Origin of the sequence: Streptomyces sp. PU-14G (assembly GCF_041028275.1) — a bacterium.
GTDB lineage: Bacteria > Actinomycetota > Actinomycetes > Streptomycetales > Streptomycetaceae > Streptomyces.
On sequence record NZ_JASKYT010000307.1, the window covers coordinates 1 to 9,095 of the forward strand.

The window sequence follows — 9,095 nt, forward strand, 5'->3', positions numbered from 1 at the left end:
CCGCCCGCGCGGGCAGCGCTCCCGCACCCTGCCGACAGCGGGCTGCGGGCCGACGCGGACGTGCTGCTCACCGTCGGCACCCACTTCCGCTCCAACGAGACCGCCGACTACGCCCTCGCCCTGCCCGCCACCCACCTCCAGATCGACGCGGACGCCGCCGCGCTGGGCCGCGTCTACCCGGTGACGCACCCGCTGCACGGCGACGCGGCCCGCGTCCTGGGGGCGCTGACCGCCGCGCTGCCCGGCGACGCGCGCGCGGAGGAGAGCTGGGGCGCCCGCGTGCGCGGCGTACGCGCCGACGTGCGCGCCGCGCTGCACGACACCCTCGGGCCCCAGGCCGCCGTCTGCGACGCGCTGCGCGCCGCACTGCCGCGCCGGGCCGTGGTCGCCCGGGACGTGACCATCGCCTCCTCCAGTTGGGGCAACCGGCTGCTGGAGCTCTACGACCCGCGCGACAACGTCTTTCCGCGCGGCGGCGGCATCGGGCAGGGCCTGGGCATGGGCATCGGTGCCGCGCTGGCCCGCCCGCAGGAGCCGGCCGTGGTGCTCGCGGGGGACGGTGGTCTCGCCGTCCACCTGGGCGAACTGCTCACCCTCGCCCAGGAACGCCCGCGCCTGACGCTCCTCGTCTTCAACGACGGGGGCTACGGGGTGCTGCGCAACATGCAGGACGCGTACGCCGCACGCCGCAGCGGCGTCGACCTGTGCACCCCGGACTTCGCCGGGCTCGCCGCCGCCTGCGGCCTGCCGTACGCGCGGATCGCCGCACCCGAGGAGGCCGCACCGGTCATGGGCGCGGCCGTCGCGGCGCACGGACCCACACTCGTGGAGGTCGACCTGGCGGCGCTCGGCCCCATGAAGACCCCCTTCACCCCGCCCGTCAAGATCCCCGCCGCAGGTGCGTGAGGAGGAACCCCGTGACCGATCCCACCGGGACCGAGCCGACCGAGGGCAGCGACGCACCGCGGCTCGACCTGCTCGTCCACCGGATGACCTGGGAGGCCGACGCCGTCCTCTCGCTCGAACTCGTCCACCCCGAGGGCAAACCGCTGCCCCCCTGGGCGCCCGGGGCCCATCTGGACGTGTCGAGTGGAGGACACACGCGCCAGTACTCGCTGTGCGGAGACCCTCGCGACACCGGCCGCTACCGGATCGGTGTGCTCGACGAGCCCGCCTCACGCGGCGGTTCGCGGCACATCCACACCGCGCTGCGGCCCGGCCACACGGTGACGGTGACCGGCCCGCGCAACCACTTCGCGCTGGAGGAGGCCGAGGCGTACGTCTTCCTCGCCGGAGGCATCGGCATCACCCCGATCCTCGCCATGGCCCGCGAGGCCGACCGCAGGGGCGTGCCGTACGCCCTCGTGCACGGTGGCCGCACCCGCACCTCGATGGCGTTCGGCGCGGAGCTGACGGCCCTGCGGGGCGGCACCGTACGGTGCGTACCGCAGGACGAACAGGGCCCCATCGATCTTCGGCAAGCTCTCGCGGGACTTTCCGAGGGCACACTCGTCTACTGCTGCGGCCCCGAAGGGCTGCTGGCCGCGGTGCAGGAGGCCTGCCCGCCGGCGCAGCTGCGTCTGGAACGGTTCGCGGCGCCGGCCGGTGGAGGGGCCGGGGGCCAGGACGGCGACGAGAAGGCCTTCGAGGTCGAATGCCGCGCCTCCGGGGTGACACTCGGCGTCGGGCCGGAAACCTCCATCCTCGACGCCGCCGAGGCCGCGGGGCTGCCCGTCGCCAGTTCCTGCCGCGACGGCATCTGCGGCACCTGCGAGACCCGGGTCCTCGACGGCACACCCGACCACCGCGACTTCCTCCTCAGCGAGGCCGAACAGGCCGCGAACGCCACGATGATGATCTGCGTTTCGCGATGCGCCTCGGACCGGCTCGTTCTGGACATGTGACCCCTGCACCCCTTCGACCCGCTGGAGACCGCCCATGAGCACCGCAGAACACGCCTGGCCCTGTCTGGACGTCCACCAGTCCCGCGGCCACGAACCCACCCCCTACGAGATCAAGCTCGCCCGCACCCTGGAGGAGGTCTTCACCCAGGACGGGCACGAGCTGGCCGACGTCGTCGCCGGACTCAACGCCCGCCAGGTCCACACCGCCGACGGGCAGCCGTGGACCGAGGAGACCTTCACCGCCGAGATGCACCGCCTGGGAGCCTGACCATGAAGCACACCCCGCTGTCCACCGCCGCAGGCGCCGAACACATCTACGCCAACGGGCTGCGCAACCAGTGGCACCCGGTCGTCCCCTCCCACTTCGTACGGCCCGGCGGGCTGCGCAAGGTCACGGCCCTGGGCGAGAACTGGCTGCTGTTCCGCCGCGCCGACGGCACCCTCGCCATGCTCGCCGACCGCTGCCCCCACCGCGGGGCTCCGCTCTCCCTGGGCCGGCACCTGGGCGACCGGATCGCCTGCTGGTACCACGGCGTCGAGGTCGACGGGGGCGGCACCGTCACCGCCGTCCCCGGGCTGCCCGGCTGCGCGCTGGAGGGCCGCACGCTGGTGACCTCCCCGCCGGTGCGGGAGATCGGCGGGGCCATCCTCGCCTACTTCGGGGACGAGAAGCATCCCGAGCCGGTGGAGCTCACCTTGCCCGAGCCGTTGACGGACCCCGAGGTCTCCTCGTTCCTGTGCTACGCCGAGTGGGAGGTCCCCTGGCGGTACGCCATGGAGAACCTGCTGGACCCGATGCACGGCGCCTTCCTGCACCACGAGTCGCACACCATGTACGACGGCGACACGACAGCGAAGTTCCGCATCAGGGAGACCGAGCGGGGCTACTTCTTCGAGAAGACCGACCAGCGCGGCGTCAACTTCGACTGGGTCGAGCTGTGCCGTACGGGGGTCGACTGGGTCGACCTGTCGATTCCCTACCCGCCCTCGGCAGGGCCCGGTGGTCCTTTCGGCATCGTCGGGATGGCCTGCCCCGTCGACGCCGGGCGCACCGGTGTCTTCTTCTGGCGCTACCGCCGCGTCTCGGGCTGGCAGCGCGACACCTGGCGGTTCCTGTACCGCACCCTGATCGAGGAGCGGCACTGGCAGGTGCTGGAACAGGACCGCGCGATGCTGGAGGCGATGCCGCGCGACGCCGACCAGCGCGAGAACCTCTACCAGCACGATCTGGGCGTCGTCCGGCTGCGCCGGCTCTACCAGGGTCAGGCCAGGGAGCAGGCGGGCCAAGCCGGGGAGCAGGCGGCGGGGAGCGCCGCTCAGGCTTCCCCGGCGGCGTCGGGGACCTCCGCGTCCAACAGGGAGCGCTCCAGCTTGGACAGCAGCCGGGCCAGCTGACGGCGCTCGGCGGGGGAGAGACCGCCGAGCATCCGGCGCTCGTTGTCCAGATGCTCGGCGAACACCTCGTCCACCGTGGCCAGCCCCGCGTCCGTCAGCCGCGAGTAGACGATCCGCCGGTCCTCGGCGTCCCGCTCACGCACCAGCAGCCCGTCCTTCTCCAGCCGGTCGATCCGCAGCGTCACGCCCGCCGAGGAGACCAGCCCGGAGTCGGCCAGCTGGCCCGCCGTCAGCCGGTAGGGCGCGCCCGACCTGCGCAGCGCCGTCAGCACGTCGAACCCGGCCACCGAGAGGCCGTGCCGCTCGATGGGGCCCTGCATCCGTGCGCTGTAGTGGAGGAAGGAACGATGCAGCCGGGCGAGCACCTCGAGTGGGGCCGTGTCCAGGTCGGGACGCTCCCGCGCCCAGTCCTCTATGATCCCCGCCACCGCGTCGCGCCGCCCCGCGGCCTTGCCCGCCGCCATACCGCCCCCTCGCCTTTGGTGTCCGTGACAGCGAGGAAATCTTAGCGCCTAGATTTCGACGGCCGACCGCCCCGGCCGCGCCGAGCGCGGGGCGCTGTCGCCCGTGCGGACGGTCGGCACTCCGTCGGCCCTCACGCGCGGAAGCCGCCGACCGCACCGCGGTAGAACAGCAGGGGGGCGCCCTGCGGGGCGGCGGAGAGCTGCTGGACCCGGCCGGTGACGATGAAGTGGTCGCCGCCCGTGTGCACGGCGTCGATGACGCAGTCGATCCACGCCAGGGCCCCGCGCAGCACGGGAGACCCGGTGCCGCGGCTCGCGTCCCAGCCGACACCGGCGAACTTGTCGGCGCCGCTGCGGGCGAAGGCGCGGCACAGCTGAGACTGGCCGGCGGCGAGGATGTTGACGCAGAAGACGCCTGCCCGGGCGATGCGCGGCCAGGTGGCCGAGGTGCGGCCGACCAGGAACGCCACCATGGGCGGGTCCAGCGAAAGGGCCGAGAACGACTGGCAGGTGAAGCCCGCGGGAGAGTGGCCGCCTCCCTCGCCCGGTGCGGTGATGACGGTGATTCCGCTGGCGAAGTGCCCGAGCACGTGGCGGAACGCGCGCTGCGCCGAGGGGGCGGGCGCGCCCTGGTCCCCCGTGTGCGAAGGGCGCGGGATGTGCGCTGCGGCTGCGGTCATGCTGTCTTCCCCCATCTCCGGTTGCTCCTTACGGCATCGGAACGGCACCGGGCTCCAGTTCGTAGAAGCTCTCGCCGTCCAGGTACTTGAGGGTTCCGGTGTCCCGCAGCACGGTCTCCTCGGAGTCGTGCTTGAGCAGAACACGCAAGGGCGTCATGTCGTCGACGGTGGGGACGATCCTGCTTCCCGGCCGGACGTCGATGCTCATGTCGTGGAAGCTCTCCAGCTTCCTGATGCGGTCGAGGTGCCGGTAGCCGCGCAGGATCCCCGCCACGGGGCTGACCATGGGGACCACCACGAAGTACGGCCCGATCGGGTAGTCGCCGCCGGTGCGGGCGTGGAACTTCCCGGGTGCCAGGTAGGCGTCCACCGTCAGGTCGAGCTGGGACTCCCCGAGCAGTTCCTTGACGTACAGGGGGAGCCGCCCGCCGCCGGCCCGGGCCCCGACCTCGACCAGCACCGGGCCCGACTCGGTGAGCTTGATCTCGGCGTGCGCGGGGCCGTGCCGGATGCCCAGCGCGTCCAGTACCTCTTCCGCGTACGCGACGAGCCGGTCCTGGACCTCGCCACGGCGACGCACGAGGTGTACGGAGCTGGCGAAGTCGAGGATGCCGTTGACCGAGATCCGCGCGGTGCGCCAGATGTCGGTCGCGTGGTGCCGCCCGTCCCGGCTGACCATGTTGACCACGTACTCCGTGCCCCGCACGTACTCCTGCGCGACCACACCGTCGTTGACCTGCGCGAACCCGTTGACGACGCCGTCGAGCGCCGCGAAGGCGGCGGCCGACTCCGACGGCGTGTCGCAGAAGTGCACTCCGTCGCCCGCCCCGGACCTGAGGGGCTTGACGACGACGCGCCCGCCCAACGCCTCGTGCCACTCGCGGAGTTCACCGGCGCTCGCGGGGCGGATCTGCCGGGCGGCGGCCAGGCCCGCCCGGCGCACCGTCTCGGTCATCAGGTACTTGTCCCGGCGGGCCTGGCTGAGCTCGGTCCCGTTGGTCAGCAGCCCGAGTTGTGCGCTGAGCGCGTCGGCCAGTTCCACGCCCGGCTCGCTGGCCGCGACGACGGCGGCCGGTTCATGCGCGGCGCACAGTGCGGCGGTGCGGGCCAGATCTCCGTCGTGGACGATGTTCTCCAGGTACGCGCTGAGGTCCACAGGGCCCGCGAAGAGCCTCGGTACGGTCTTGCCGCTCTGGACCCGGACGAGTTGCGCGCCCGCCGCGGCGAACGCGTCAGCCGTCGACTTCGTCCGGGAGAACGAGTCGACGAGGACGACCCTGGGTGCTCGTGCCATCTCAGACCCTCATCTCTTCTTCGTGGCCGCTGCCACTGCCGTTCGGGGTGTTGGGAGCGCTCAGCGCGCGCCGGCTCGCGAGGCCCGCCGCGATGCCGAGGCATCCGACGGCGGCGAAACAGGCCGGTGCGGCGCCGCGGTCGAACACCGCCCCGGCCAAGGGCGCGCCGAGGGAGGAACCGACCATCGTCGCCGCGCCGAAGACGCTCATCACGGTCGCGCGTTCGCGCGGCCCGGCCAGCCGCCCCGCGGCGTCGGCGGCGGACGAGAAGGCCGGAGCGACCAGCGCCGCCGAGGGGATGAGGGCGACCAGCAGCCAGCGCCAGTCGGCGACGATGCCGACCGGGAGCATCAGCACCCCCAGCGCGCAGACCAGCGAGGCGGGAGAGAGAGCCCTCTCGCGGCTTCCGTACACCAGGCCGCCCAGCACCGCGCTGGTCACGCAGGTCGCCATGACGGCGGCTGCCCAGCTGGTCTGCCCCGCCGAGCGGAGCGTCGCGAGCATGGCGAGATCGCTGCCGGACAGCATGGCTCCGGTGGCGGCGACGCAGAGGAAGACCATCAGCAGCGCCGGGTCGCGCAGCCCGCGCGAGGGCGCCGCCCCTCGCGCGTCCGCCCGCAGGCCGTGCCGCGGGCCCCGAACGACGAGGCAGCAGCACACCAGCAGCAGGGCTGCTCCCAGCCCCAGCAGCGCGGGCCTCGTGCCCACGTTCGCGGACACCACGACGCCCACTCCCGGCGCCGCGAGCGAGGAGAGGTTGGTCAGCATGGCGTCGAGCGCGAAGGCCGTATGCCGGTTCTCCTCGCGCACCAGGGCGCTGATGGCCATGCGGGGCAGCGTGCCGCCGGGCACCAGGAACAGTCCGGCGAAGAAGGCGGCGCCGACGAGTTGAGGATAGGGCAGCCACCCCGCGGTGCCCCAGAATGCGGCCTGCACGGCCATGACGGCGCAGAAGGCGGGCCGGATTCCCCACCGGTCCATCACCCTGCCCTGCAGGGGCGCGCCGGCGGCCATGCCGAGGGTCCACAGGGCGACGACCAGTCCGGCGGCCCCGAAGCCCCGCCCCAGGCCCATCGAGACGTGCAGGGTCAGCACGCCGGGGGCGGCCACCGTGGGAATCTTGAGGGCCTGGCCGAGCAGGAAGACGCCCTTGAAGCCGGGGGTGGCCAGGACGCGTCGGTACGGTCGGCGCTGTTTCATCGTCGCTGCTTCCTCAGTGGAGGCGGAGTGTCCGGCCGAGTCCGGCGCGGGCGGCCTGACGGGTGACGGCGTGGTAGAGGGCCACGTCGAGCACGCCGAGTCCGAACGGGTTGGCCACGGTGTAGCCCTGGCCGGGCGGCCGGGCGGCACGGCCGTCCGCGAGGAGCCGCCCGAACGTCGCGGTGATGCTCGGCCTGCCCGGGGTGGGATCCCGCAGCACCCTCCGCTCGCCGAGGAGCCGTCCCAGCGGGCGTCGGGGGTTCTCGGCGATGAGCCGCACGTCGTCGACGTAGAGCTGGTCGCAGCCGAGGAGGACCTCGTCGGTCAGGTCGCCGAGCGAGGTGTTGACCAGGAGGGAGCCGGGCCGCACCCACTCCCGTCGTACGTACCCCTCGGACGCGGTCGTCAGGAACAGCACGGTGTCCGCCTCCGCCATGGCACGCGCGCAGGTGGGAGCGGTGGCGACGCGGACGCCGGGGTGACGCCGGGCACACCAGGCGGCGAGGGCTTCGGCGACGTGGGCCCGGCGGTCGTGCAGCGTCACCTTCCGGATGCCGGGCCGGCGGGCGAGGAACAGCGCGAGGTGCGCCCGGGCCTGGGCGCCGCAGCCGACCACGGCCACCTCGCCCAGCGAGGCGAAGCCTCCGGTCTCCACGGCGATGGCCGAGACCACGGCCGTGCGCACGGCGCTCAGCAGCCCCGCCTCCATACAGGCCGTCACACGCGCCGTCTCCGCGTCGAAGCACAGGCCGAGACCCCCGGCGCGTTCCTTCCCGTGCTGCGGATTCGACACGCTGGCGTTGATGATTTTCATACCGAAGCGCCCTTCCGCCTCGCCTGAAAACAGCGCGCCGGGCATGCCGATGGAGCGGCTGTAGGCATCCTCGGAATTCCGCCACGCCAGATACGCCTCACCGGGAAGTGCGGTGCGCCCTGCGGCGTGTTCCACGAACGCGGACGCCACGACGGAGAACACGTCGATCTCGCGCAGGCAGGTGCTCACGTCCGCGCGGCTCAGAAACCTCAGAGTTTCCGGTTCGGTCACCGGCAGGACGTCGTCCGCCCAATGGTCCCTCACTCTTTCCCCCCTCGTTCCGGACGCGGAAGTGGGCACCGCGTCGACCGGCGGTCAAGTCCGCCGTTCAGCGGCGGCAACCGCCGTCCGTACGGCGGAGCTGGTCGGGCTTCGCCGGTATGCGCATGGTCTCACTCCGATGCCGACGTCCGCAGGGACAACGCGGCGGGTTCACCGAAGCGGGCGGCGACCCAGGCATCGTCGTAGACGGTTTTCAGATAGCGGTCCCCGAAGTCGGGTGAGAGCGCCACGACGCGGGATCCCGGCGGTATCTCGGCGCGCAGTTGTGCGACGGCGTGCAGCACGGAGCCGGTCGATCCGCCGAGCACGAGACCGCGCCGCGCCGCCCAGGAACGGCATTCCCTGATGGCGTCGCTCTCCCGCACGTGGACGACGCGGTCGACATCGAGCCCGCGGCACAACTCGGGACGCCGGCTGGTGCCGAGCCCCGGCACGTGGCGCAGCTGCGGCGGGAGTCCGAACGTCACCGAGCCGACCGTGTCGACGGCGACCAGAGTGGTGCCCGGTGAGTGCGCGCGGAAGTAGTCCGCGCAGCCCACCAGCGTTCCCGTGGTGCCGGCGCCGACGAAGAGGTAGTCGACGCGGCCGATCTGCGTGTGGATCGACCACGCGGTGCGGGCGCTGTGCGCGGCCGGGTTGGCCGGGTTCGCGTACTGGTTCGGCCACACGAGACCGGCGTCCTCGGCGATCCGCTGCCGGATGTAGGCGATGCGGCTCTGCAGATAGCCGCCGTTCCCGTCGCGCCTGTCGACCCGGACGACCTCCGCGCCCGTCGCCCGCATGCAGGCGACACTCAGCTCGGGAACGTGCGGATCGCACACACATGTGAACCGGTAGCCGCGTTCGGCGCACACCACGCCGAGGGCGACTCCGAGGTTGCCCGACGACGACTCGATGACCCGCCCGCCGGGACGCAGCACCCCGCCGCGCTGCGCGTGTGCGATCAGGCCGACCGCGGTCTKCAGTTTCACCGAACCCGCCGGGTTCAGCCCTTCGAGTTTGAGGAACAACTCCCTCCCGGGAACCACGTCCGTGGCCCTGAGGAACACGTCGTCCACCAC

10 protein-coding genes are annotated in these 9,095 nt (G+C 72.8%); 4 read left to right on the top strand and 6 right to left on the bottom strand.

Annotated elements, in window-relative coordinates; all coding sequences use genetic code 11:
- The 4 genes from AB8Z75_RS26870 to AB8Z75_RS26885 all read left to right on the top strand — a co-directional run.
- On the top strand, nt 1-906 hold a 906-nt coding region (locus AB8Z75_RS26870), incomplete at its 5' end, for a thiamine pyrophosphate-dependent enzyme (protein WP_369206362.1).
- Nucleotides 907-989: 83 nt separating this feature from the next.
- A complete protein-coding gene (locus AB8Z75_RS26875; protein WP_369206380.1) occupies nt 990-1,904 on the top strand; it encodes a 2Fe-2S iron-sulfur cluster-binding protein in 915 nt (304 codons plus the stop codon).
- 34 nt (nt 1,905-1,938) lie between these two features.
- Nucleotides 1,939-2,172: a recombinase-like helix-turn-helix domain-containing protein gene (locus tag AB8Z75_RS26880; RefSeq protein WP_369206364.1), complete on the top strand. Its 234-nt coding sequence runs from the start codon at nt 1,939-1,941 to the stop codon at nt 2,170-2,172.
- A 2-nt stretch (nt 2,173-2,174) separates the two neighbouring features.
- Nucleotides 2,175-3,299, top strand: a complete 1,125-nt coding sequence (locus AB8Z75_RS26885; protein WP_369206366.1) for a Rieske 2Fe-2S domain-containing protein — start codon at nt 2,175-2,177, stop codon at nt 3,297-3,299.
- Here the strand turns inward: AB8Z75_RS26885 and AB8Z75_RS26890 are convergent.
- The 6 genes from AB8Z75_RS26890 to sbnA form a co-directional block, all read right to left on the bottom strand.
- A complete protein-coding gene (locus AB8Z75_RS26890) occupies nt 3,221-3,763 on the bottom strand; it encodes a MarR family winged helix-turn-helix transcriptional regulator (RefSeq protein ID WP_369206368.1) in 543 nt (180 codons plus the stop codon). The genes AB8Z75_RS26885 and AB8Z75_RS26890 overlap by 79 nt on opposite strands.
- Nucleotides 3,764-3,894: 131 nt before the next feature.
- On the bottom strand, nt 3,895-4,458 hold the full coding sequence (locus tag AB8Z75_RS26895) for a flavin reductase family protein (protein ID WP_369206370.1): 564 nt from the start codon (nt 4,456-4,458) through the stop codon (nt 3,895-3,897).
- Nucleotides 4,459-4,471: 13 nt separating this feature from the next.
- A complete protein-coding gene (locus AB8Z75_RS26900; protein ID WP_369206372.1) occupies nt 4,472-5,737 on the bottom strand; it encodes an ATP-grasp domain-containing protein in 1,266 nt (421 codons plus the stop codon).
- A gap of 1 nt (nt 5,738) precedes the next feature.
- Entirely contained in the window at nt 5,739-6,938 is a 1,200-nt protein-coding gene (locus AB8Z75_RS26905) for an MFS transporter (RefSeq protein ID WP_369206374.1), read from the bottom strand.
- Nucleotides 6,939-6,951: 13 nt separating this feature from the next.
- On the bottom strand, nt 6,952-8,016 hold the full coding sequence (locus tag AB8Z75_RS26910) for a hypothetical protein (protein WP_369206376.1): 1,065 nt from the start codon (nt 8,014-8,016) through the stop codon (nt 6,952-6,954).
- Nucleotides 8,017-8,144: 128 nt separating this feature from the next.
- The coding region (gene sbnA, locus AB8Z75_RS26915) for a 2,3-diaminopropionate biosynthesis protein SbnA (RefSeq protein WP_369206378.1) at nt 8,145-9,095 on the bottom strand (951 nt) is incomplete at its 5' end.

Coding starts and splice junctions, on each gene's coding strand:
- AB8Z75_RS26880 (WP_369206364.1), top strand. CDS start 1,939: ATGAGCACCGCAGAACACGCCTGGCCCTGTCTGGACGTCCACCAGTCC.
- AB8Z75_RS26905 (WP_369206374.1), bottom strand. CDS start 6,938: ATGAAACAGCGCCGACCGTACCGACGCGTCCTGGCCACCCCCGGCTTC.
- AB8Z75_RS26875 (WP_369206380.1), top strand. CDS start 990: ATGACCTGGGAGGCCGACGCCGTCCTCTCGCTCGAACTCGTCCACCCC.
- AB8Z75_RS26900 (WP_369206372.1), bottom strand. CDS start 5,737: ATGGCACGAGCACCCAGGGTCGTCCTCGTCGACTCGTTCTCCCGGACG.
- AB8Z75_RS26890 (WP_369206368.1), bottom strand. CDS start 3,763: ATGGCGGCGGGCAAGGCCGCGGGGCGGCGCGACGCGGTGGCGGGGATC.
- AB8Z75_RS26885 (WP_369206366.1), top strand. CDS start 2,175: ATGAAGCACACCCCGCTGTCCACCGCCGCAGGCGCCGAACACATCTAC.
- AB8Z75_RS26895 (WP_369206370.1), bottom strand. CDS start 4,458: ATGGGGGAAGACAGCATGACCGCAGCCGCAGCGCACATCCCGCGCCCT.